This is a genomic window from Citrifermentans bremense R1, assembly GCF_000426865.1.
In the GTDB taxonomy this organism is placed as follows: Bacteria; Desulfobacterota; Desulfuromonadia; order Geobacterales; family Geobacteraceae; genus Geomonas; species Geomonas bremensis.
Genome location: NZ_AUGE01000001.1, coordinates 385,031 through 408,693, shown reverse-complemented (window position 1 = coordinate 408,693; position 23,663 = coordinate 385,031). Strand labels below are relative to the sequence as shown.

Genomic DNA, 23,663 nt, shown 5'->3' with positions numbered 1-23,663 from the left:
AGCTAACCGTCCTCGAATTTCGTTCCTTTCCGGCACCAGCGGCCGCCGCTGACGATGGAGGAGAGAGCCCCCTCGCGCTCTACGGTATCGGCGCGTATGGAGAGGTAGACGTGGATCGGGATGAAGGCGAGGAAGATCCACATGATCAGTTGGTGGGCAAGGCGCAGGTACTGCACGCCGAACAGATCGTCGAACCAGACGAAGTAGCGCAAAAGCCAATGGTCCGGTGCGTAGAGCGCGTAGAGCGCGAACCCGGTGAAAAGTGCGGCGAGGCCGACGCCGAAGATGGCGGTATAGGCGATCTGCTGCAGCGGGTTGTGGCCGATGTAGTGGGGGGGGCGCTCGAAACGGCAGAAGAGGTAGTTTTGCACCACCTGTACCAGGTTGTTCAGGTCGCGCTTTTTCACCGGGAAGAGGGCGTACCAGCGCTGGAAGCGGTTGGAGGCGAGAAAGAGCCCGGCTATGCGCAGGATGGCGGCGCAAAGAAGGAACCACCCCGCGACGAAGTGGGTGAGCCTCAGCCAGCTCAGGTAGTTGGAATACCCTTGCGTGACGCCGTAGATGAAACGGCTGCTCCCCATCAATAGGCCGGTGAGCGACAGCACCAGTATCAGGAAGACCGAAAGCCAGTGCAGTACGCGTAGTTGCCAGTCCCAGACGGTGACGTAGTTGAAGTCGGCGGGCTCTTCGCTGTGCGTGCTTTTATGCCGCGTGGCGCGGATGGGGATGTACCCCATGAAAGTCCAGCTCTCGTTCCCCTTCGGCTCCGGCTTAGCCTTGGCGATCCCGAGCGCGCGGTAGCCGCGGGTCATCCTCATCTCGGCCTGCAACTCCGCCCGGAAACGGGTCGCCTCGTCGGCGCGGCAGAGGTACAGGATGGCGTCGACCTCGCCGCGTGCGATCAACTCTTCCTCCTCCGTTCCCACCCGGCGCACCCGCGCGATGCTCCGCGCCAGTCGCGGCTCCAGCGGCGTGAACGCCGTCTGCTCAAAGTGCCGCAGGTCCTCTTTGCGCGAGGCCGCGCTCAACAAGGCGAGGTCGACCGGGTCCCGGGTGCCGACCGGGGCGCCGAGCGCCGCGGCCAGCATCAGCTCGCGCCGTTTGCCGCCGTCGAAGGGGGCAGGGTCCCCCAGCTCGATGCGGATCTCGTCCTCGGGGATGTCGAAGATCTTCATCGCACTTTCACCTCAAACGCCGGCCCCCCCGGCACCAGCAGATGCACGGCGCAGGATAGGCACGGGTCGAAGGAGTGTATGGTGCGCAACACCTCGACGGGGCGCTTGGGGTCGGCCAGCGGATGCTTCTTGTCCCCCGCTAGGGCCTGCTCGTAGGGGCCCATCAGGCCGTTGGGATCGCGCCCCGAGCTGTTCCAGGTGCTGGGAACCACGCACTGGTAGCGGGCGATGCGCCCGTTTTCTATCTCCACCCAGTGCGAGAGCGTCCCGCGCGCGGCCTCCAGGTAACCCATTCCCTGCGCTTGTTTGGGCCAGCTTTCCGGCTCCCAGAGTTCGGCGTTGAAGGTGGAGACGTCGCCGGACCTGATCCGCTCGTTCAAGGCCGCGAACCATTCCTCCATGCGCCGGGCGAGGATGACCGATTCCAGGGCGCGGCAGTAGGTGCGCCCGAGCGTGGAATTGAGCGCCTCGACCCCGGCTCTCAGTTTTCCCAGGTCCCGGTTGGCGAGCTGCACCGTATCGGGGTGCCCCTGGGCGTAGGCCAGCATGATCCTCGCGTTGGGGCCGACCTGGACCGGGCGGCCGTCGTAGCGCGGCGCCTTGCACCAGGTGTACTTCTCCTGGTCGGAAAGCTGGCGGTAGGGGGGCTTGGGACCGGTGTAGTTGGGATCCGTCCTCCCCTGCCACGGGTGCAGCCCCTGCCGGTCCCCCTCCGGGTATAGGTACCAGGCGGAGGAGACGTACTCGGCGACCATCCTGGGGTTGAAAGGGTGCGAGGTTCGGTAGTCGCCATCCATGAGGAGACCTGCTGCGACCGGTTTCCCGGCCGGCGTGCCGGAGCAGGAGAAGGCGCTCTCGCCTACGGCCATGAGGGTGGGGGAGGAGACACCGATGGAGGCGTATTCTGGGTAGAAGCCGGCGATGGCCATGACGTCGGGGTAGTACACCTCGTCGACAAAGCGGCGCGCTTCCCGGATCAGCTCCCCCAACTGGTCCAGACGCACCTTGTTGATGGTGAGCTGGTTGTCCAGGTTGATGGAGGTCGCCATGCCACCCACGAGGTAGTTGGGGTGTGGGTTCTTCCCGGCGAAGATGGTGTGGAGCTTGATGACCTCGCGCTGCCACTTGAGCGCCTCCAGGTAGTGGGCGACCGCCATCAGGTTCGCCTCGGGCGGCAGGCGGTAGGCGGGGTGCCCCCAGTAGCCGGAAGCGAAGATTCCGAGACCTCCCTTGGCCGAGGTCGCGACCCGCTGCTGCACCTCCTTGAACCAGGAGGCGGAGTTGTTGGGCCAGGGGGAGACGGAGGCGGCAAGGCGCGAGGTGGCGGCGGGGTCGGCGGCAAGCGCGCTCATCACGTCCACCCAGTCAAGGGCGTGCAGGTGGTAGAAATGCATGACGTGGTCCTGCAGGGTCGCCATCCCGGAGACCAGGTTCCGGATCAGCTCGGCCGACTCGGGGATACGGCATTTGATGGCGTCCTCTACCGCCCGTATCGAGGCGATGGCGTGGACGCCGGTGCAGACCCCGCAGATACGCTGCGCGAAAGCCCAGGCGTCGCGCGGGTCCCGTCCTTCGAGGATCTTTTCGATTCCCCGAAACTGGGTGGCGCAGGCCCAGGCATTGCCGATCCTGCCCCCCTCCGCCTCAAGCTCTATTCTCAGGTGCCCCTCGATCCTGGTGATCGGGTCAATGACGATGCGCTCCGTTGCCATCTTGTTTCTCCTTGCCGCTCGGGAAGGCCTAATCCTTATCCTTCTCGTCAGCTTCCTTCCGGTCTCCCAGTACCGCCAGCGGCAGGCTTTCCGGCTCGGCCCGGCGCGCTCGGTGCTTCGCTATCACCGTCGCCGCGGAGTGGACCGCGACCGCGGCGACCGAGGCGGCGACGGCGGCAACGCCTATGGTGTTGGCGGTCGCCTCCACCCCGATCCCCGGAACCACGATGCCGGGGAGACGCCGGTAGAACGGGGTCATCCGGTCGTAGAAATGGCGCTCGGTGCAGCCAAGGCAGGGATGCCCAGCCTTGATCGGGAAGCTCAACCCGTCGTTCCATTCGATGGTGGCGCAGGGGGCGAAGGTGGCCGGCCCCTTGCACCCCAAGCGGTACAGGCAGTGCCCCAGGCGGGCGTTCTGGTCGTCGAAGCGCTCCGCGAACTGCCCGGCGTCGAAGCTCGCGCGCCGCGGACACTTGTCGTGGATGCGCTGGCCGTAGGCGAAGAGCGGGCGCCCCAGCCCGTCCAGAGGTGGCGTGCGGCCGTAGGCCAGGTAGTAGGTGAGGGTGGCGCTGATGGTCTCGGCGATGGGGGGGCAGCCGCTCACGTTCACCACCGGGCGGTCCCTGATCACGTCGGCTACCCCTACTGCGCCGGTGGGGTTGGGGGCTGCGGCCTGGACGCAGCCGTACTCGGCGCAGGCACCTATGGCAACGACGGCGGTGGCGTTGGCCGCGGCGCGCTCCAGCACGTCGCGCGCGGAGCGGCCGCCGATGGTGCAGTAGACCCCGCCGTCTTTGAGCGGCACCGAACCGTTCACCAAGAGGAGGTGCGGCTTTCCTTGTGCTGTGGCGAGCGCCTGTTCGGCCGCCTCTCCCGAGGGAGCCATCAGGAGCTCGTTGTAGTCGAGGGAGATCTGTTCCAGGATCAGCTCTTCCACCGGGGTGCTAGCGGAGCGGAGCAGGCTTTCCAGGCAGCCGGTGCACTCCTGCAACTGCAGGTAGACCACGCTCGGGCGCCGCGCCCCTTCCAGCCGCCCGGCAAGTTCCTGTGCCCATGCCGTCCGGCTTCCCGCGAAGACCCCGCCGGCGCCGATCAGCGCCGCCATCTTGCCACAAAAGGAGAGGAATTCACGCCTGCTTACCCCCCGCCGTTTCAGCAAATCCCCGAAGGTGTCTTCCTCTGCCCACTGCTGAAGATCTTTCATGTCCCATGCTCCATCCGGCCCTGGACCGGTGCCACAAAACGAAGACGATTCTGCCGAGGGAGTCCTTCCGAGGCAGAAGATTTCCGGCTCGATATTACGGACAGTTGAATGTTAACCCGCTCGCCTGGAGTGTCAAATTAGAGTCGCAGTAACTTTTTTTTCCGATTAGGCCTGTTATGCTTAGTAAATTATAATCTAAGGCGCCGTCGGCTCTGCTTCTCATGGGAAATCGCTGCGCCGGTACGTCTTGAGAAGAGGGAGCCATGAAAAAAGGTAGATTGGTCTGCACCGCATTGCCCCGTGTCCTGTTTTGGCTCTGCATACTGAACGTCTGCCTGCTGGCTGCCCCGGGGAGGCTCTTCGCAGCCGATGTATTTCCCGGACTCCCCTACTGCAGCGTCCCCCCGTCGGCAGGAGCCGGGGTAAAACCCAACCTGCTGCTCATGCTGGACAACTCCGCTAGCCTCTACGACCTGGCCTACACCGACCCCAACGCCTATTGCATCGACGAAACCTACTCCGACTCAAAGTCGTACTCCGGATACTTCGACCAAGGGGTTGTCTACAGCTACGACTTTGCAGCCGGCGGCTTCAAGACCTCGAGCGCAAAGCTTCCAGGCGGCTGCAACACGGTGGACAAGGGGTATCTCTGCGTCGGGATGGCGGCTGCCGTCGATCAATCGAAACCTCGCACATTAGACCGCTTCCTCGCCAGCGGCAGGTTCCTCAACTGGCTGTCGATGTCGAAACTGGACCTGCAAAAACGGGTGCTGACCGGCGGCAAATACGTCGAAAACACCGGTAGGTTACAGGCCGAAAGCCGTGGCTGCCGGGGGGAGAAGTACATCAAGGTCGCTACCGAGGCCCCCCAGGTCACCTTCGCCGTGCGCGGCCCTGCCGCCTCCGATACGGACTACCAGGGCCCCGAGCGTGCCGGCGGAGCGACCCGGATCGAAATCTACGACAGACCGTACAACGCCAAGGCTTGCGCCCAGGCGGTGAGGGATTTCCAGGCTGGGAAGATCAGGGACCACCTGCGCATCGGGGGCTTAAGCTGCCTCGGCGCGAACAACTGGTGGCAGGGTGTAGATGAAGAGGGGAAGAAGATCCCAAGCGCCTACAGGACCTACAACGACGCCATGGCCAGCTGCTTTTTCGGCCGCCTTCTCGAACCCAAGAAGTTTTTCACCACCATGGTCGCGGACGACTGCAGGCTCAGAATAATTAACATCCACAACCAGGAGCCCGAGAGGGCCGGGTTCTACGACCGCATCTGCGGCAGTGGCAAAACTTATCCATACCTGGGGGAGTTCTGGGACGGGCACGGCATAGAGGACGGAGGTGAAACGGAAATGAAGGCGAAGGAGTTCTGTCTGGAGGCGGTAAAGGAGGCCCCCCCCACCGATCCTCTGGACAGCGCCGGCATGTCGGGAAACATGGAAGTCCCGGCCTACCTCCTGGAACTGGGGCTTTTAAACCTCGGGACGGTGACGGGGACGCTACAGGCGCAGGTAGTGCTCCCGTCGGCGCCGGCCGGGGTGATCCAGGAATTCTCCCCGGCCATCAACATCGGAGCCATGATCTTCAACGACAGCGGCGCAGCTTTCGACTGCAAGGCGGCCGGGGAGCTCGCTTACGGGGATATCCCCTGCATGGTGAAGCACTGCGTGAAGGGCGGGGTGGATTCGGGACGGTCATGCAAAAGCTCCGCCGATTGCGAAGAACAGTACAGCTGCGTTGAACACCCGGTGGGAAGCGACGGGGGAAAGGTTGTGGCCGCCGTAGCCCCTGAGGTGGGAAATCACCTTTCCGGCTTGATAGCGACGGTCGACCAGATCAGGGCCGATGCCTGGACTCCTCTCGCCGAATCCTTCTACAATGCCATGGGTTACTTCTCGGGCCGCAGCGATCTGCGCCTGCAAAGCGGCGATTTCGGGGCGAGTCCTTCCCGCTACACCTGCCAAAAGAACAACGTCCTCATCCTCACCGACGGCACTTCGTCCGCGGATCTGCATAAGGCGGTCAATGACCTGGTAGCCGACGCGGTCGTGCGCTGGGGAAGTGGGAAGGGGATGCCTGCCTCGTTGACGACCGTCGGGAAAGAACGTCCACCGTTCCAGGGAAGCTACAACCTCGACGACCTGGCCTGGATCGCCCGGCATAAGAACATCACGGACTTCTCGCAACCGCTGGTGAACAACAAGGATTACATCTCCACCTACGTGGTCTATACCGGCCCTCCCTGTGCGGAGCGGGACGCGGCAGGCGGATGTCTTGGCACGGAGGCGATCGCGGAAAAAATGATGCAGATGACAGCTGCCAACGGGGGGGGGAAGATTGCCAACGCGCAGGACATGGCTGAGTTGGAAAAGGCGTTGCGCGGTATGATGCAGGACATAGCCGGAGGTTCCGGCACTTCGCCTGCCATGCTCTCCACCGGCGAGCGCAATGGTGCGCTCTATCTGCAGGACGAGTTCCACCCGTTGAAGAGCTTCGACCAGGGAAAGACCTCCGCCGCCTGGATCGGGGAGGTGCAGGCCCTCTGGTACTACATCGACCCTCTCGTCGGGATCATGAGCGGGGAGAAGAACACCATCCGCGAGGATACGCCGGAGCAAAAGACGCTGAAGCTCAAGGAAAACCTGGTGCTGGACGTAGTCTATGACAGCTCCGGAAACGAAAGCCATGCCTATCTGCTCAAAGACAAAAACGGCGACGGCAGCGGCGACAGCACCCCGGCGCACGAGGACAGATTCATCACGGACCAGCCCGCGGAGGTATCGCTGGACGACGTGCGGAGCCTTTGGCGCGCGGGACGGAGCCTGTGGCTTAGGCGTTCGTCGACGCGCACCATTTACACGCAGCTCTCGGGCGACCTGGTCGAATTCAGCACAGCCGCCCTCGACACCTCCGCGAACAATACCGGCATCCAGGGCCTTTTGCAGGCAGTGGGGGCGCAGGAAGCAGACGACATAATTGAATACATCAGGGGGCGCAAGATCTCCGGGTACAGAAGCCGCAGCCTGGTCGTGCCGGGGGTGAATCAGGACCATGCCTCGGTTTGGAAACTGGGCGACATCATCTCCTCCTCGCCTCAGATGCAGTCCGCGGTGCCGCTGGGGAGCTATCACCTGCCGGCGCCAAGGGGGTACGGCGACACCAGCTACGGCGAATTCACAGCCACCGATTCCTACAAGGCGCGCGGCATGGTGTACGTAGGCGCCAACGACGGGATGCTGCACGCCTTCCGGCTGGGGACGCTCGACCCCGACGTCACCGGGGCTACGCTGGCGCGTCTTAAAGGGGAGAGCCTGGGCAAGGAGGAATGGGCCTTCGTCCCCAAGAACGCTCTTCCCTACCTCAAGTACCTGACCCATCCCAACTACCGCCACCTCTACTACGTCGACGGCGGCATCACCCTCGCCGACGTCCAGATAGGGAGCGGGGAGGGGAGCGACAGCTGGCGCACCGTCCTCATCGGGGGGATGGGGCTTGGCGGCGCAACCTGCGTTAGCGGCGCCGACTGCGTTCCCTTGCCTTCCGGCACCGCTGCGGACAAGGTTGGCTATTCCTCTTATTTTGCCCTGGACATCACCGCCCCGGAAAAACCGAAGCTCCTCTGGGAGTTCAGCGACCCGCAGCTTGGCTTCGCCACGGCTGGCAGCGCCATCGTGCGCTCCGGCGGCAAGTGGTTCGCCGTCCTCGGCTCGGGGCCGACCGGCCCGGTCGACACCGGCTCGCAGCAGTTTCTCGGACGCTCCAGCCAGCCGCTCAGGTTCTTCGTCCTCGACCTGGCCACTGGAAAACTCCTGCGGACCATGGAAACAAATGTAGAGAAGGCCTTTGCCGGTTCCTTGAGCGGAGGAGGGATCGACGCGGACAAGTGGGATAGCAGCGCCTTGGGCAACTACCAAGACGACGCCCTCTATGTCGGCTACACGAAAAAGCACGAGACCTCCGGCACCTGGAGCGACGGCGGGGTGGGGAGGATCGTCACCAGGGAAAGCAAGAACCCGGCGGAGTGGGTCTGGAACCCGCTCATCGACGGCATCGGCCCGGTGACGAGCGGGGTGGCGCGGCTTCAGGACCGCAAGGATAAGAACCTCTGGCTCTTCTTCGGAGGGGGGAGGTACTTCTTCAAGGAGGACGACCTCAATGGCCCGGACAAGCCGAGGCTTGCCCTGTACGGGGTGAAGGAGCCATGTTACGTGAAGGAGAACAAGCTGGACGAACTCTGTCTTCGCGAGCCTGGGGAGAAGACCAAAGTCCTCACCTCCGATCTGGCGGATCAAAGCGGGGAAACCGCAGAGATGAAGGACAAGAAGGGATGGCGCATCGATCTTGACCGCGCCTCCGGTACGCTGGGAGACGAGAGGGTGCTGACCACGGCGACTGCCAGCACCAGCGGGGCCGTCTTTTTCACTACCTTCCAGCCCAGCACCGACCCCTGCCAGTTCGGCACCTCCTCGCTTTGGCGTGTCTATTACAATACCGGCGCCTTTGCGCCGGAGGGGCTGATCAAGGGGAGGGCGCTGGTGCGGGTGGCGACCGGCAGCCTTCAGTCGATGGATCTGGGGGGTGGGTTCGAACAAAGGGACAACAGGCGCACCGGCAGCGTGGCCGGAAAGCCGGGCGGCATCAGGCTTGTGTCCAACAGCGGGCTGCGTCCGGTTAAGAAGATCGTCCACATCCAGGAACGCTGACCTATCAAACCGGAGACGATAAGATGAAGCCAAGACCGCTTTTGATTCTGCTGGTCGCACTTTTCCTCTCGTTTTTGGCTGGCCGCGCCCAAGCCGCCGTCTCGTCCCTGCGCGACGGCTTCGACATCTACAGCAGCGTCAAGATAGGCGGCGCCGGGATTCGCTCCATCGCGGTGCAGCCCTGGGACGGCAAGGTCATCATCGGCGGCTCCTTCACCCTGACCGGCGGCACTCCCGTGACAACCAGGGTCAACCTGGCCCGGTTGAACCCGGACGGCACCCTCGATACCACCCTCAATCACACCCCCCAAGGGAGCGTGAACGCCATCGCCATCCAGTGGAACCAGGCGGATTCCGCCTTGAGCTCCATCGTCATCGGCGGGGCGTTCGCCAAAATCGCCACGCCCGAAGGGGACGTGGATCGCAACGCCTTGGCGCGGATAAGAAGCGGCGACGGCTTTCTGGAGAACTTCGACCCTATCACCTCGGCCGCGGCCGTAGTGAACGCGCTGGTCCTCCCCCCAGGCTCCGGCGACATCGTCGTCGGCGGGAGCTTCAGCCAGGTCTCCCACACCGCCCCGTGCAGCAACATCGCCAGGATCTCGCTCGCCGACGGGACCCTTAAATCCAGCTTCTCGGGGGGGGTAAGCGGCGGCGAGGTCTTCGCCATCGCGCTGCAAAACGGGAACGTGGTGGCGGGCGGGAGCTTCACAGGGAGCGCCGGGTACCTGGCCCGTTTCACCAGCGCCGGTCTACCCGATCCCAGCTTCCGCGCCTATCCCAACGGGGCGGTGCGTGCGCTGGCGGTGCAGGTGGACGGCCGGCTGGTGTTGGGAGGCGACTTCACCGGTATCCATGTCGGCGCGGGTAGGGTATTCCACCCCCGCGAGCACCTAGCGCGCACCGCGGGCGACGGGACCATAGACGATTTCGATCCCGCTCCCGACGGCAGCGTCGCCGCCGTGGCGCTGCAGCCGGACGGCAAGTTCGTCATCGGCGGGGAATTCACCGAAATAACCAAACCCGGCCTTGCCCTCCCTGCTTCCTCCCGCAACCACGCGGCCCGCCTCAATATCGACGGCACCCTGGACGGTTTCGACCCCGCCCCGGACCTGAAGGTGGCAGCCGCCCTGGTGCAGTTGGATGGCAAGATCCTCATCGCCGGCGACTTCGATAATGTGGCGGGCGCCCCCCGCACCAAGCTGGCCCGGTTCTACCCCGAGGGGCATCTCGATGAGGGTGCGGTCGCGATCGGATCCAAGATAGTCTCGCTCATGGATGGCACCGACATTGGCGCCAACATCCTCACCTTCTACGCCCACCCGGACGGCAAAATGGACATAGGCGGACTCTTCAGCAACGTAGAAGGCGCAGCAAGAAACCGTTTCGCCAGGCTGGAAAAGGACTGGAGCCTCGACCTGGATCCGCCGGGAAACCTGCAGCTGAACAACGGCGTCCTGGTGATAGCGCCCTATCTGAACGGGGACATTCTCGTCGCAGGGCAATTCGGCGTCATGAACGGGGCGCCGCAAAATCAGGTGTTCCGCCTAAAATCGAACGGCGCTCTCGATTCGGATTTCAATGACAAGATGAACCTGTTGATCGCGGGAGAGGTTATGCCCGGCCTGCAGATGGCCCGCGCAGTCGGGATGACGCCGACGGGCAAAATGCTCCCCGACCAAACGCCGGAGATGGATATCTTCATCGCAGGCGCCAGCTCCGACCCCTACTATGACGAATCCGGCGCCGAGCTGAACCCCCGTTTTTTCCTGGCGAAGGTGGACCACGCGGGCGATGTCAACGCCACTTTCGCGGCAAACGTGTACGCCCTGCCCCCCTCCCTGATCGGCGGGGAGATCACCGCTTTGACGGTGCAGGGGCGGAAGATCGTGGTCGGGACCACCAACGGGGGGGTGCTGCGCCTGAACGAAAACGGAACCAAGGACGAAAGCTTTAACGAACTGCAGCTCGGCGTCGGCATGATCAACAGCATCCAGCAGACCGCCGACGGTAAACTGATGGTCGCCGGCACCTTCACCTCCACCTATACCGGCCCCGACGGCAAGAGCTGGAAAAGGCACATCCTCAGGGTCGATAACAACGGCGCCATAGACAACACCTTCAACGTCGAGACCACATACATAAGGCCCGACGGGAGGGAGCTCACCGGCTCCTTCTACGCCATCGCCGTGCAGGCCGACGGCAACATGATCGTGTCCGGGAACTTCAACACGGTCAGAGACGGCAAGGAAACCACGGCTACGAGATGGCACATCGCCCGCCTGACCCCGAAGGGGGGGCTCGACCCGGACTTCGACTACGGCTTTCTTGGCGGCAAGAGGGCGGACTTCAACCTCAACATGGTGAATGCAGTCGGCAAGCAGCTCGACGGCAAGCTCGTGATGGCGGGCGCTTTCCGCAGCATCGGCGACGATATCGAGAAGAGGGTTTTGGAGCGCTTCAGCGACGGGTGGGCGCCGCAGGAGGTGGTGGTACAGCCCGACGGCAAGGCGGTGCGCTGGGAGCGACGCGGGACGGGGCCGGAATTCGCCCGGGTGACCTTCGATCATTCTCCGGACGGCGTGGAGTGGCTCCCCCTGGGGCCGGCTGAGAGGGTCGCCGGGACGGCGAACTGGGAGCTCTCCGGAAACGGCTTCGACCTTGGCGCTTCGGGTATGCTTGCCACCCGTTTCCTGCGCGCCCGGGGGTACATGACCAACCACAGGGGCGGGGCCGGCCCGATCATGGAAACCATCCGGGTTTTCTATCTCAAGCCGGAGCCGGTCAAGCAGGAGCAGACCATCGATCCCGGCGATTTCACCGACAAGACCTACGGCGACCCCGACTTCGACCCGGGCGGGAGCTCAACCAGCGGCCTGCCGCTGACCTACACCAGTTCCGACCCCGGGGTCGCCATTGTGGTCGGGGGGGAGATACGGATCATCGGTGCCGGGACCGCCACCATCACGGTTTCGCAGGGGGGGGACGACAGCTTTGAGCCCGCGGAGGATGTCACCGTCTCCTTTACCGTCGCCAAGGCTCCGCTTCGCGTCGCCGCCGACGACAAGGTCCGCGCCTACCTGACGCCCAACCCCGCGCTCAGCGCGAGCTACCTTGGGTTCGTCAAGGGGGAAGGGGTATCGGTTCTTTCGGGGAGCCCCTCGCTCTCCACCGCGGCCTTGTTGGTGAGCAGCGTCGGGGAGTACGCCATCGCGGCCGCCCTTGGGACGCTTTCTTCGCAAAACTACCGTTTCCTGCCGGTCGACGGCACCTTGCGCATCTTCAAGTCCTGCCAGGAGATCTACTTCCCCCCCATACCGGAGCGGACCTTCGGCGACCCCCCCTTTAATATCGTCGCCTCGGCCTGCAGCGGACTCACCTTGAGCTTCGCGAGCTCGAATCCTGAGGTGGCGCAGGTGAACGGGCAGACGGTCACCATAACCGGCGCTGGAAGCGCGGTGATCACCGTGTCGCAGCCGGGGACCGGGAGCTTGGAACCGGCGCCCGAAAGGTTGCAGCCCCTGGTGGTGCACAAGAGCGGGCAGGGGGTCGCCTTTTCCTCGCTGGCCCAGAAGGTGGTGGGGGATCCCCCCTTTCCCCTCCAGGCAAGCGCCACTAGCGCCCTTCCCGTGAGCTACGCGAGTTCCGATCCCCTGGTCGCCGAAGTGACCGGGAACATGGTCACCATCGTCGGGGCGGGGACCTGCGTCATCACCGCGCGGCAAACAGGCAACAACGACTTCGAGCCCGCTCTACCGGTTTCCCAGCCGCTGACCGTAGCCAGCGAGGGGGTGGCGCCGGCGCTTTCCCTCTCCGCGCTCTCGGACGGGGCCGTGACCTCAAACCCGGTGCTGAACCTCATGGGGGAAGCATCCGACCTCTCCGGCATCGCCACCCTGACGGTGAACGGGGAGGAAGTGACCGCCGAGGCGGCATCTTTCAGCTCCGCCGTCGCTCTCGCCCCCGGGTCCAACTCGGTCAGCGTCTCCGCCCTCGACCGCGCCGGGAACCGGACCACCCGGACCCTCAACATCACGCTTGACCCCCTGGCGCCGGTGATCTCGGTGGCTTTCCCGTCGGACAACAGCGTCACCGATACCCCCTCCTGTGCCGTGAAAGGGAGCGTCACCCCGGGGAGCGCGGTCACCCTCTGGTTGAACGGGGCGTCGCCGCAGTTGCTGGGGGTGGAGCAAGGGAGCTTCACCGGCAGCGCCTACCTTTCCGAGGGGGTGAATACCATCGAGTTCGCGGCCGAGCTTTCCGGGCGGAGTTCGCGGGTGAAGCGGAGCGTGATTCTGGCTCCGCGCGGACCTGCCATAGCGATCACCGAGCCGGCACAGGACCTGCGCACCGAGCGGCAGTCGCTCACCATCCGCGGCAGCACGACCCTGCAGCAGCCGGGGAGCGTCACCCTCGAGGTGGATGGGGTGCCGTTCACCCCGCTGATCTCGGCGGGGGGGTTCGAGCAGCAGGTGACGCTTTCGCGGACCGGCGAGATCCGTATCAGGGCCAGGGGGGGAGGCAGCGCGGGAGAATCGGGCGTGGCGCAGAGGAACCTGATCCGCGTCGAGCTGATACCGGGGGACCTGGACGGCAACGGCAGCGTCGACCTGCAGGACGCCGCCCGGCTGCTGAGGGGATCGCTGGGGCTAGAGCCCATGAGCGCGGAGCTTTTCGCACACGGCGACCTGGCCCCGCTGGTGAACGGAATCCCGCAGCCAGACGGCGCAGTCGATGTGGGCGACGTCCTGGTGCTGCTGCGCAGGATCGTCGGGCTGGTCGATTTCTAGCTCCAGCGGTCCCGCGACTCGGCAGGCGGCAGCGTAACAGAACCGCGCTTATATAAAACAAAAGGGCGCGCCACCTGTTAAGTGGCGCGCCCTTTTTTCGTTGAACCTTCCCTTTTCTAGATCCAGGAATCGCCGGAGAGCATTTTCTGCGCCACCAGCCGCGCATCGACCTGGTAGGTTCCCGCCTTTACCTGGGACTTGATCGAGGCGACCCGCTGCGCCTGCAACTCTTCCTGCGGCACCGTGCTCTGCTGGTCCAGCGCCGTGGAGAGCTCGACCACGTCGCCTTTCTTGCGCGGCGTTGCCGCCGTCCTTTCCTTGGCCGCTGTGCTCTTCGCTTCCTTTTCCTCTACCTGCTGCAACTGCGCCGGGTGTGCTATATCCGATACTTTCATAGTTTTACTCGCTTTTTCATGTTGAGGTGAAACTGTGGGAATAATATGCCCTTTGGCCTTAAAAGCCCACTGATTTTTGTCTCATGATATTTCCGCCACTTGCCGCCAAGGCCTCCTGCCTGCAAATGTCTTCTAACACGCTGCCGCCCAAGATCGTTCCCTTCCACGTCACGACTACCGCTGCGACAACTCCTGTCACTGCATCGAGATTGTCTGACTGAACGATATGAATTGCCATTCAGCCGCGGCAGATATGACTCTTTGGCTTGACATTAAATTTCTTTAAGATACTTTTGTTGGGTGCTGCGGCACGAGGCAGGAAAAAATATAACGCTAGAGTCAGAGCACGTTCTATCAACACTGTATCGCTCCCTTCACATTATCACAGAGACAACGGCGCTTGTGACGCCAAAGGCTACCGCGACAAGGTGGAGCGGCAGGATCTGTCAAGGAGGCACGCGATGCCAGAGACCCAGGCACAACCGCAGACGCAGCCGCAAACACAACCGCAGATGCAAACACAGACGCAAACAGAGGCACAGACACAGGCACCCGTGCACGTTGTCACACCGCATTCTTTTGGAACATTCGCCCTAAGCCTCACATTCTTAATCGTCCTGGCAATCTTCTGCGTGGTTTATCTCAGCATCAGGCGCAAAAGAGGGCCAAAGCACGTGGACGAAAAGGCGGGGGATGAGGGAGAGGACTAGGAGGGACGGATGGAGCGCGATCTGGCGGTCAGCACGGAATGGGTCCGCGAGCGGATCAAGGCGGACGAACCGCTGTTTCTTATCGAACTGCGGCATGCAGGCGACGCCGATTTCACCCTGCGAAAGGTGCGCGGAGCCCTGCTGTTGACGGACGACGAGGCGCGCAGGCACCTGCCGGAGATACCTGAGGGGCGCACCGTGGTGGTCTGCTGCGCGGCGCCGGGGGACGAACCTGCGCTGGAACTGGCGCGGGCCCTCACGGAGCGCGGTCTCCGTGCCTACGCCCTGTCGGGGGGGCTTAAGGCCTACCTCAGTGCCGGATTGCCTGTAGAGGAGGTCGGGCAGGGGAGGGAGATGACCCGGGTGCGCGGCCTTTAGTAATGAATAGAAATGTTAGCTGTCGCTCATGTGGGGTTGACACCTCATGGATTAAGTATATATTGGTACCCGTTAATTTTTGGAAGGGGTGCAGCGCGCCGCTACCCACGGAACTGCTTGAAGGAATTGCCAGCTGCCGGTCCGGCAGGCTGGAAACCGAAACCGGGTCCGCCATAATGGCGGAACTCCAATTTACCGGAAGGATCAGGAGTTCTTTCCGAAACCAAGGAGGAAACAGGATGAAAAAACTCACCAGCATTATCTGCATAATGGCCCTGGCCGTGATGGCGCTGGCCAGCATCGCGCAGGCCGGGGAAAGAGCGGGGGCGTTTTCCATCTCCCCCTTTGTCGGCGGCTACGGGTTCGATGACGACCGCCAAGCCTATTTCAAGCAGAACCGCCCGTTGGGCGGCTTGCGATTGGGTTACGACTTCACCGATCACTTCGCGGCGGAACTGGTCGGTACTTACATGAAGGCTGAATACAAGGCAAACAAACACAACGTCGGCGTCTACTCGTACCGCCTCGACCTCGTCTACAACATCCTCGCCGACTCTCCGGTCGTTCCCTACCTCGCAATCGGCGGCGGCGGGAGCACCATCCGGACAGACGCGGGCAACTCCCATGACGGCACCGCCGAAGCGGGCGGCGGCGTCAAGTTCTTCATGACCGACAACGTGGCCCTCAGGGCCGACGGGCGCTATCTGGTCGACTTCATGTCCAACCACCTGAGCCGCGGCCGTGACCTTGCCCGTAACTGGGAATACTCCCTCGGCTTGACCTTCCTGTTCGGCGGCGGTGAGCGTGCTGCGGCTCCCGCCCAGGCCGTTGCCGCTCCAGTCGAGCAGCCCGCTGCGGTTACCCCTGCACCCGAGCCCCCGCTCGAGGTTCCGGCAGCCGAGCCGACCCCCGAGCACTACAAGTACTGCATCACCCTGCAGGGTGAATTCGACATCGACAAGGCCGTCATCCGCCCTGAATACAAGGAAGAGATCGCCCAGGTCGGCAACTTCATGAAAAAGTATCCGACCACCACGGCCGTCATCGAAGGGCACACCGATAACGTCGGCTCCTACAATCACAACCAGGATCTCTCCCAGCGCCGCGCCGAGGCAGTGGTGAACTACCTGGTCGAGCAGTACGGCATCGAGCGTTCCCGTCTCTCCGCCAAGGGGTACGGTTTCACCCGCCCCATCGCCGACAACGCGACCGACGAGGGTAAACAGAAAAACCGCCGCATCGAGGCGATCATCGACTGCGCCTTCGACGTGCAGCAGGTTACTCCTCCGGACAGGCTCTGCATGGCGCTGGTGCTGGATTTCGATCCCGGCAAGGCTGACGTGAAGCCGCAGTACCGCAATGAGATCGCCAAGGTGGCCGACTACATGAAGCGCTACAACACCACCACCGCCGTGATCGAAGGGCATACCGACAACACCGGATCCCCCGAAAAGAACATGAAGCTCTCGCAGCAGCGCGCCCAGAATGTGGTCAACTACCTGGTGGACAACTTCGGCATCGAGCGCTCCCGCCTTTCCGCCAAGGGGTACGGCGCGACCCGCCGCATCAGCTACAACAACACGCCAGAAGGGCGCCAGAAAAACCGCAGGATCAACGCCGTCATCGACTGCGTCGTCACGAAGTAGCCGCAGGCCAGGTGCAACCGGGTAGTCGGCAGCACCCTGGCCTCTGGCAACGGTATCCACGGTGCCACGAAAATAGCCCATAGACGATATGGGCTATTTTTGTTGGCGCCGTGCCCCTGCAACTGGAGGTAGAGAGATGAAAAAAGCTAAGTTGACCCTGCCGCAGCTGTCGGCAATAGCGGTGACGAGAGTGGTCCTCGGAGCGGGGCTTGGGCTGCTGTTTGCCGACCGCTTCAGCCCCAGGGGGCGCAGGGCGGCAGGGTGGGGCCTGTTCATGGCGGGAGTCGCCAGCACCATCCCGCTGATGAGACTGGTATTCGACAAAAGGTGCTAGTACGGTCAGGAGGCGGATATGCACAAACGGAAACTGGGGCAGCAGGGACTGGAAGTTTCGGCGCTGGGGCTTGGCTGCATGGGGATGTCCTATGTCTACGGGCACAGGGACGACGCTGCATCGATCAACGTCCTGCGCCGGGCGGTGGAACTGGGGATCACCTTCTGGGATACCGCCGAGGTCTACGGACCCTTCTGCAACGAGCAGCTTTTGGGGCGCGTGCTGAAAGAGGTGCCGCGCCAGCGGCTGGTTCTGGCCACCAAGTTTGCCTGGAGGTTCGGCCCCCACGGCCGGGAGATCGGTCTGGACAGCAGCCCCGCCCAGGTGCGCCGCGCTATTGACGGTTCACTCAAGAGGCTCGGTACCGACTACATCGACCTCTACTACCAGCATCGCCTCGACCCCGCCGTCCCGATCGAGGAGACGGTAGGCGCGCTGGCCGAACTGGTGCAGCAGGGAAAGGTCCGCTATATAGGCCTTTCCGAAGTGGGGCCGGGCATCGTGCGCCGGGCGCATGCGGTGCATCCGCTGAGCGCGGTACAGTCCGAGTTTTCCCTGTGGGAGCGGGGGGTGGAGGACAAGCTCCTGCCGGTGCTGCGGGAGCTGGGGATCGGGTTCGTCGCCTACAGCCCGATGGGGCGCGGGTTCCTGGCCGGCAAGATCAGGACCCCGGACGACCTTGAGCCCTGCGACTGGCGCCGCAAGAACCCGCGCTTTCTGGCGGAGAACCTGAGCCACAACTTCAGGCTGGTTTCCATGGTGAACGACATCGCCCGCGCCCACGACGCGACCCCGGCCCAGGTGGCGCTTGCCTGGATACTGCGCCGCGGCGGCGACCTGGTCCCCATACCCGGCACCAAGCATCTGCGCTACCTGGAGGAAAACGCCCAGGCGGTGGGGCTGAAACTCTCCGAGGAGGTCTGGGCCGACCTGGACCGCTCCGTGGCCTGTTTCAAGGTGGCGGGAGAGCGCTACCAGGAGGAGGCGCTGCGCTTCATCGACAGCACCGAGTAGCTCAACATGTCTTCATCTTTGCTCCATCACTTGCTATAGTGGCTCGGGGCGGCACCCAGGGAAATACCTTGGCCCCCCCCGCAACCCCACAACTTCATGTGAAGGAGCAGCGCCATGACCATCGAATCAGATCCGGCCAGCGCCGGGAACCTGGACCAGCTCTGCATCAACACCTTGCGTTTCCTGGCGGTGGACGCCATCCAAGAAGCCAACAGCGGCCATCCCGGCATGCCGATGGGGGCAGCCCCCATGGCATACCTGCTCTGGACCCGTTTCCTGAGGCACAATCCCGCCTCCCCGGATTGGTTCGACCGGGACCGCTTCGTCCTCTCCGCGGGGCATGGCTCCATGCTGCTTTACTCCCTGCTGCACCTGACCGGCTACGACCTCCCCCTGTCGGAGCTGAAACGCTTCCGGCAGTGGGGAAGCCGCACCCCCGGACACCCGGAGCGGGGGCTTACTCCGGGGGTAGAGCTGACCACCGGGCCCTTGGGGCAGGGGGGCGCCGGCGCCGTCGGCATGGCGATAGCAGAATCCCATCTTGCCGCCCGCTATAACCGGCCGGGGTTCACGCTCGTGGACCACTTCACCTATGCCCTTGTCGGGGACGGCGACCTGATGGAGGGGGTGGCGGCCGAGGCGGCTTCGCTTGCCGGGCACCTGCGCCTTGCAAAGCTCATCTGCCTATACGACGACAACCGCATCACGCTCGCCGCCGCAACCGATCTGAGCTTCACCGAGGACCGCGGCGCGCGCTTCAGGGCCTACGGCTGGCAGGTGCTCGAGGTTGCCGACGGCAACGATCTTGAGGCGATCGGGCGAGCCTTGGATGAGGCGCGGGCGGAAAAAGAGCGCCCCTCCCTGATCATGGTGCGCACCCGGATCGGCTTCGGCTCGCCGCAGAAACAGGACAGCTTCGAGGCGCACGGCGCGCCCCTTGGGGCGGAGGAGGTGCGCCGCACCAAGTATGCGCTCGGATGGCCGCAGGAGCCGCAGTTCCACATCCCGCCCGAGGCGCTGGCGCGGTTTCGCAAGGCGCTGGTGACAGGCGCCGCCGAAGAGCGGGCCTGGAAGTCGGTCATGGCCGGCTACGAGGCGGCGTACCCGGCTGAGAGCGCCGAGCTGAAGCAGGTTCTGGCTGGGGAGCTGACGCAGGGGTGGCAGGAGGCGCTGCCGGAATTCCCCGCCGACGCCAAGGGGATGGCGACGCGGGTAGCCTCGGCAAAGGTGCTGAACGCCTTGGCCCAGAGGGTGCCGCAGCTTTTCGGCGGCTCCGCCGACTTGAACCCCTCGACGCTCACCGCGCTCACCGGCAAAGGCGACTTCCAGCCCGAAAGCTTCGACCCGCGGGACAGGCAGGGGGCGGTGGGGGGGGCATGGGGGCGCGCCGGGGCGAACCTGCACTTCGGCGTCCGCGAGCACGCCATGGGGGCCATGCTGAACGGAATGGCGGCGCACGGCGGCACGCTTCCCTACGGCGCCACCTTCCTCATCTTCTCCGATTACCTCCGCCCCGTGCTCAGGCTGGCGGCGCTGTCGCGGCTCAAGGTGATCCACATCTTCACCCACGACTCCATAGCGCTGGGGGAGGACGGGCCGACCCACCAGCCGGTGGAACAGCTGGCCTCCTTGCGCGCCATCCCGCGCCTGGTGGTAATTAGGCCCGGGGACGCCAACGAGTGCGCTGAGGCCTGGCGCGCGGCGCTCCAGGTGGAGGGGCGGCCGGTGGCCCTCGTGCTCTCGCGCCAGGCGCTGCCCACTTTGGACCGTGAGGAGCTGGGTGCGGCGGCGGGGGTGCTCCGGGGAGGGTACGTCCTCGCCGAGGCGCGGCAGGGGGCGCCGCGCCTGATCCTCATCGCCACCGGATCCGAGCTCTCCCTGGCCCTGGCTGCGCGCCATTCGCTTGAGGAGCGCGGCCTCTCGGTCCGGGTCGTCTCACTTCCCAGTTGGGAGCTCTTCGACGAGCAGCCGCAGGAGTACCGGGACTTCGTGCTGCCGCCTGCGGTGACGGCGCGGCTGGCGATCGAGGCGGGGGCGACCCAGGGATGGCACCGCTACCTGGGATCCGGGGGGATGGTATTGGGAGTCGACGATTTCGGCGCCTCCGCCCCGGGAGACGTCGTCTTGAGGGAGTACGGCTTCACCGTGGACCATGTTTGCGGCATGGCGCTGCAATTGACAGGGGGCGCGGGCCCCGGCGTGGGCGCGGCGCCCGAAAAACCGCCGGAGGCACCTTCTCCGAATCCTTAGGAGCGAGACATGAGAGAAACGCCGCTTAGCAACCTGGTGCAGTGCGGACAGAGCGTCTGGCTCGACGGCATCAGCCGTCCCATGCTGCTCTCCGGGGCACTGATCTCGCTGGTCCAGGACGGGGTCAGCGGCGTCACCTCGAACCCGGCCCACCTTGAGCGGAGCATCGCCGCCAGCCGCGACTACGACGCTGCCATCGCCCTCTTGGCGCGGCAGGGGCAGGATGCGCAAGGGATCTACGAGACGCTGTTGACCGAGGATGTGCGGCTGGCCGCCGACCTCCTGCATCCCCTGTACCTGCGGCTGGACCGCAGGGACGGTTTTGTAAGCCTTGCCCTTTCCCCGCACCTGGCGCATGACGGCGCCGCGATGCTCGCCCAGGCAAGGCGGCTTTGGGAGCTGGTCGACCGGCCTAACCTCCTGGTCGAGATCCCCGGCACCTGCCAGGGTGTAGCCGCCTTGCGCCAGCTGGTCCGGGAGGGGATCAACGTCAACGTGACCCTGGTTTTCGCCGTCTCCCGCTATCTGGCCGCGGCTGAGGCCTACCAGGACGGGCTCTCGGAGCGCGCCGCCCGCGGGCTTCCCCTGGCTGGGGTCGCCTCGGCGGCCACCCTTAGCGTCGGCCGCATCGATGCCATGGTGGATCCGCTGCTTGCCAGGCTGGCGCAGAAGGATGGAGGCGAGGCGAGGATGGCTGCGGCGCTAAAGGGTGAGGTGGGAGTAGCGTGCGCGAAGGTGTTTCGCAAGGTGAACCGCGAGATCCATTCCGGCGGCCGCTACCTGGCCCTTGCCGCGCAAGGGGCGAGGCAGCAGCGGCTGGTTTTCGCCGGTGCCGGGACCGGGGGGGACGCTGCCGGCCTGAGGAGGCCGGAAGGGCTGTTGGGCCCAGGGACCGTCGACGCCATGCCCCTGGAGGCCATCGCCGCCTACCGGGACCACGGGAAAAGGCCGGCGGGGCGCCTGGACGAGGGGGTGCAGGAGGCTCTGACCACACTGGAGAGGCTTCATGGCCTTGGGGTCGATCTGAACCAGTTGGCCCGGCGCCTTGAGACCGAGGGGGTGGAGCGCTCTGCCCGCCCCTACGACTCCCTTTTGCGCAACATCGAGCTCAAGCGGGTCGCAGTCCTCGGCTGAATCGCCGCGTACTGCTAATTCTCTTTCCCGTCCTGCTCTGGCGCAGCGATCATGGCCGCCAGTTTCCGGTAGCTGCCGTTCATCAAGGTTTTTCCCAGGTAGAGTGCCAGCGGGTTTATCCTGCAGTGCGCCGGCAGCGCCATCATCCGGCATCCCCTCATCAGCTTCGAGCGGTCCAGGCTCTCCTTGCCGCTGGGGAATCCCCTGAAGAGCATGCGGGCGTCGCTGCGGCTTGCCTGCTCCCTCAGGACGTGCAGCATGAAATCGGTGACCCTCAACTGCTGGCTCAGGGAATCGGAGAAGAAGACGTCCTCGATGATGAGATCCTCGACCTGGTAGGAGATGTCCACGGCGCTGAGCTTCTCCTGCCGGTACGCTCCGGTCACCTTTACCTTCGGATTGCTGAAGATCGTCCGTGCCCACTGCGCGAAAAACCTCTCGGCGGTCCGCTCGCTCTTGTAGAAGTACTTGGTCCGCTCATAGAAAGAGCGGTAGACCGGGTACGCCTGAGCGATGAAGAGTTCGACGTCGGTCAAGCGCTCGGCATGGAAGGACTCCATCGACTTGCGCACCACCCACCTCGACTTCTTGTCCATCCCCTCCAGTGCGTAGCCGGCGATGTCCTGGTAGAGAAAGAGGTTCATGTTGCTGTTCGACGGCACTTGCTCCGGGACCAGATGCAGCACCCCCCCCACCAGTGACTGCACCGGATAGTTGGCCACCCCGGGAATTACCCGGCTCAGCGGGAAGAGCGGCCTGAAAAAGAAGGGGCGCGCCTCAACCCACCAGGTATCCTTGATCTTCACCACGCGGTCGCCGCCATTTCGCTTGAAGGCCGCATATTCCTCTATGCTCATCCGTTCCCAGCTCATGCTCGTATCCCCTCGCGCGCGGCACTGAAGCGCACGCCTCCATTAGAAATGATTGGTTCGGCCTAATAGACGGAAATGCTACCATGCTTTCCCTCCCCCTCAACTATGCTTTCCCGCTGGCACTTTTGTCCAAAGGCGCCCTTGAAGGTATCTTCCCGGCGCTGTTCGTCATTCACATTAGCGCGATAAAGTTAATTATCGTCAATGGTATGGCGTTACGTCAAAAAACGGCAGGAAAGTGTATAAAGTTTCCAGGCTGGAACCTAGCGCCAAGCTCACCGCGGCTTCGCTATACACAATTTGGTGGATAACGGTGTGGATAACTTTTGTCTGGTCGGCCATATCTCACCATGGGTCATGGATTTTTACCGTTTTGCTTATTTATTGTGCAGGTTTGCCGTTGCCAACAAGCTGTCGGCAGCATCTTGCCGTAACGCGCTCAAATTGCATCTGCAGGGAATCGTGCAGCAAGATTGCACATCTTTTTGCCGCGCCGTCCGTAGCAGGAAGCCATGGGGTGAAATGTTGTGGTGGCCGTGCAGGAAGGCGGCTAGCAAGAGGCGCTCAAGGCGCTGAGGCCTTGCGGCGAGATGGGGAGGACGGAGCATTCAACGTGCTGACTTGAGGGTCCCGGATGCCGGGAGGATCTGCAGCGCTGCCGGCTGCTGCATCTGAACTAGCGCAGCTGCCGGGGAGCGTACCATTACCAGAGGTCGATCTCGGTGAGGGCGGATTGCTGCTGCTCGATCGCCGTTTGCCAGCAGTACCGGTCGCGCTTGGCCAGCTTGTCGCTGCGAAGCGAATCCACCTTCCTGCGGTGCACCGCGAAATCCCCGTTGGAGAAGTGGATCACCCGCCCGAAATTCCCCCCCAGGTCCATGGCGTCGACCGGTATCGCCTCCTTCTCCAGGTACTGCAGGATGAACCTGCAGTTCACCTGTCCCACGCAGAAGAAGTTGTCGTGGGGCGAATCCGGGTTTATGATGGTGGCGCCGCCGAAGACCTTGGCCCGTAGCTCGTGGCGGCAGGTGCCTTTCTTCATCATGGCGTTGATCAGCAGGTCCATGGCGTGGATCCCATAGCGCCCCGCCTCCGTGGTGTTCAACGGCAGATCCCTGGAGTAGCGGGGGTTGCTCAGCATGAAGTGGTTCATCCCGATCAGGCGCCGCCCGCGGTCGTAGAGGCAGACGGCGATGCAGGAGCCGAGCAAAGTGGAGATCACCCCCGGCTTTGCCGTCACGTAATACTCGCCAGGGGAGATGGTCACCCGCTCCCCTTTTTGATACTCTTCAATCTTCACGATCGGCACCCGCCCCTTTCCGTCCCTGTAGTCGTAGCTGCCATCC

At 63.9% G+C, this 23,663-nt stretch carries 14 protein-coding genes; 8 read left to right on the top strand and 6 right to left on the bottom strand.

Features of this window, described 5'->3' with window-relative positions; translation table 11 throughout:
* Positions 1 to 2: 2 nt before the first annotated feature.
* The 3 genes from K419_RS0101850 to K419_RS0101840 are packed head-to-tail and all read right to left on the bottom strand — an operon-like array spanning position 3 to position 4,091.
* Positions 3 to 1,175 (bottom strand): cytochrome b/b6 domain-containing protein, encoded by a 1,173-nt coding sequence (locus K419_RS0101850; protein ID WP_026840075.1) that lies wholly within the window; start codon positions 1,173 to 1,175, stop codon positions 3 to 5.
* Positions 1,172 to 2,887 (bottom strand): nickel-dependent hydrogenase large subunit, encoded by a 1,716-nt coding sequence (locus K419_RS0101845; RefSeq protein ID WP_026840074.1) that lies wholly within the window; start codon positions 2,885 to 2,887, stop codon positions 1,172 to 1,174. Before K419_RS0101845 ends, K419_RS0101850 begins: the two co-directional genes overlap by 4 nt.
* A 28-nt stretch (positions 2,888 to 2,915) precedes the next feature.
* Positions 2,916 to 4,091, bottom strand: coding sequence for a hydrogenase small subunit (locus K419_RS0101840; protein ID WP_026840073.1), 1,176 nt, complete (start codon positions 4,089 to 4,091; stop codon positions 2,916 to 2,918).
* A gap of 263 nt (positions 4,092 to 4,354) precedes the next feature.
* Between K419_RS0101840 and K419_RS0101835 the strand changes: the two genes are divergently transcribed.
* Both K419_RS0101835 and K419_RS0101830 read left to right on the top strand, forming a co-directional pair.
* The gene (locus tag K419_RS0101835; RefSeq protein WP_026840072.1) at positions 4,355 to 8,794 is read left to right on the top strand and encodes a pilus assembly protein; all 4,440 of its coding nucleotides are present in this window, start codon (positions 4,355 to 4,357) and stop codon (positions 8,792 to 8,794) included.
* 23 nt (positions 8,795 to 8,817) lie between these two features.
* A complete protein-coding gene (locus K419_RS0101830; RefSeq protein ID WP_026840071.1) occupies positions 8,818 to 13,584 on the top strand; it encodes an MBG domain-containing protein in 4,767 nt (1,588 codons plus the stop codon).
* A 116-nt stretch (positions 13,585 to 13,700) separates the two neighbouring features.
* Here K419_RS0101830 and flgM read toward each other — a convergent pair whose 3' ends face one another.
* On the bottom strand, positions 13,701 to 13,979 hold the full coding sequence (gene flgM / locus K419_RS0101825) for a flagellar biosynthesis anti-sigma factor FlgM (RefSeq protein ID WP_026840070.1): 279 nt from the start codon (positions 13,977 to 13,979) through the stop codon (positions 13,701 to 13,703).
* A gap of 719 nt (positions 13,980 to 14,698) precedes the next feature.
* Here flgM and K419_RS0101810 point away from each other — a divergent pair.
* From K419_RS0101810 to K419_RS0101785, 6 genes are all read left to right on the top strand, one after another.
* Positions 14,699 to 15,067 carry a rhodanese-like domain-containing protein gene (locus K419_RS0101810; RefSeq protein WP_026840067.1) on the top strand — a complete coding sequence of 123 codons (369 nt, stop codon included), beginning with the start codon at positions 14,699 to 14,701 and terminating at the stop codon, positions 15,065 to 15,067.
* Between the two features lie 239 nt (positions 15,068 to 15,306).
* Entirely contained in the window at positions 15,307 to 16,713 is a 1,407-nt protein-coding gene (locus K419_RS0101805; protein ID WP_026840066.1) for an OmpA family protein, read from the top strand.
* A gap of 136 nt (positions 16,714 to 16,849) precedes the next feature.
* Entirely contained in the window at positions 16,850 to 17,047 is a 198-nt protein-coding gene (locus tag K419_RS0101800; RefSeq protein ID WP_026840065.1) for a hypothetical protein, read from the top strand.
* A gap of 18 nt (positions 17,048 to 17,065) precedes the next feature.
* Positions 17,066 to 18,061, top strand: coding sequence for an aldo/keto reductase (locus tag K419_RS0101795; protein ID WP_026840064.1), 996 nt, complete (start codon positions 17,066 to 17,068; stop codon positions 18,059 to 18,061).
* A 114-nt stretch (positions 18,062 to 18,175) separates the two neighbouring features.
* Positions 18,176 to 20,311 (top strand): transketolase, encoded by a 2,136-nt coding sequence (gene tkt, locus K419_RS0101790; protein WP_026840063.1) that lies wholly within the window; start codon positions 18,176 to 18,178, stop codon positions 20,309 to 20,311.
* A gap of 9 nt (positions 20,312 to 20,320) precedes the next feature.
* Positions 20,321 to 21,445 carry a transaldolase family protein gene (locus K419_RS0101785; RefSeq protein ID WP_026840062.1) on the top strand — a complete coding sequence of 375 codons (1,125 nt, stop codon included), beginning with the start codon at positions 20,321 to 20,323 and terminating at the stop codon, positions 21,443 to 21,445.
* A gap of 14 nt (positions 21,446 to 21,459) precedes the next feature.
* Here K419_RS0101785 and K419_RS0101780 read toward each other — a convergent pair whose 3' ends face one another.
* Both K419_RS0101780 and K419_RS0101770 read right to left on the bottom strand, forming a co-directional pair.
* Positions 21,460 to 22,317, bottom strand: coding sequence for a hypothetical protein (locus K419_RS0101780; RefSeq protein ID WP_026840061.1), 858 nt, complete (start codon positions 22,315 to 22,317; stop codon positions 21,460 to 21,462).
* 703 nt (positions 22,318 to 23,020) lie between these two features.
* Positions 23,021 to 23,617 (bottom strand): chemotaxis protein CheD, encoded by a 597-nt coding sequence (locus tag K419_RS0101770; protein ID WP_026840059.1) that lies wholly within the window; start codon positions 23,615 to 23,617, stop codon positions 23,021 to 23,023.
* Positions 23,618 to 23,663 lie beyond the last annotated feature (46 nt).

Bases quoted from the DNA above. Each gene is read 5' to 3' on its own strand.
- K419_RS0101810 (WP_026840067.1), top strand. From the start codon at position 14,699: ATGGAGCGCGATCTGGCGGTCAGCACGGAATGGGTCCGCGAGCGGATC.
- K419_RS0101850 (WP_026840075.1), bottom strand. From the start codon at position 1,175: ATGAAGATCTTCGACATCCCCGAGGACGAGATCCGCATCGAGCTGGGG.
- K419_RS0101840 (WP_026840073.1), bottom strand. From the start codon at position 4,091: ATGAAAGATCTTCAGCAGTGGGCAGAGGAAGACACCTTCGGGGATTTG.
- K419_RS0101845 (WP_026840074.1), bottom strand. From the start codon at position 2,887: ATGGCAACGGAGCGCATCGTCATTGACCCGATCACCAGGATCGAGGGG.
- K419_RS0101800 (WP_026840065.1), top strand. From the start codon at position 16,850: ATGAAAAAAGCTAAGTTGACCCTGCCGCAGCTGTCGGCAATAGCGGTG.
- K419_RS0101805 (WP_026840066.1), top strand. From the start codon at position 15,307: ATGAAAAAACTCACCAGCATTATCTGCATAATGGCCCTGGCCGTGATG.
- K419_RS0101795 (WP_026840064.1), top strand. From the start codon at position 17,066: ATGCACAAACGGAAACTGGGGCAGCAGGGACTGGAAGTTTCGGCGCTG.
- K419_RS0101785 (WP_026840062.1), top strand. From the start codon at position 20,321: ATGAGAGAAACGCCGCTTAGCAACCTGGTGCAGTGCGGACAGAGCGTC.
- K419_RS0101835 (WP_026840072.1), top strand. From the start codon at position 4,355: ATGAAAAAAGGTAGATTGGTCTGCACCGCATTGCCCCGTGTCCTGTTT.
- K419_RS0101780 (WP_026840061.1), bottom strand. From the start codon at position 22,317: ATGAGCTGGGAACGGATGAGCATAGAGGAATATGCGGCCTTCAAGCGA.
- flgM (WP_026840070.1), bottom strand. From the start codon at position 13,979: ATGAAAGTATCGGATATAGCACACCCGGCGCAGTTGCAGCAGGTAGAG.
- tkt (WP_026840063.1), top strand. From the start codon at position 18,176: ATGACCATCGAATCAGATCCGGCCAGCGCCGGGAACCTGGACCAGCTC.
- K419_RS0101830 (WP_026840071.1), top strand. From the start codon at position 8,818: ATGAAGCCAAGACCGCTTTTGATTCTGCTGGTCGCACTTTTCCTCTCG.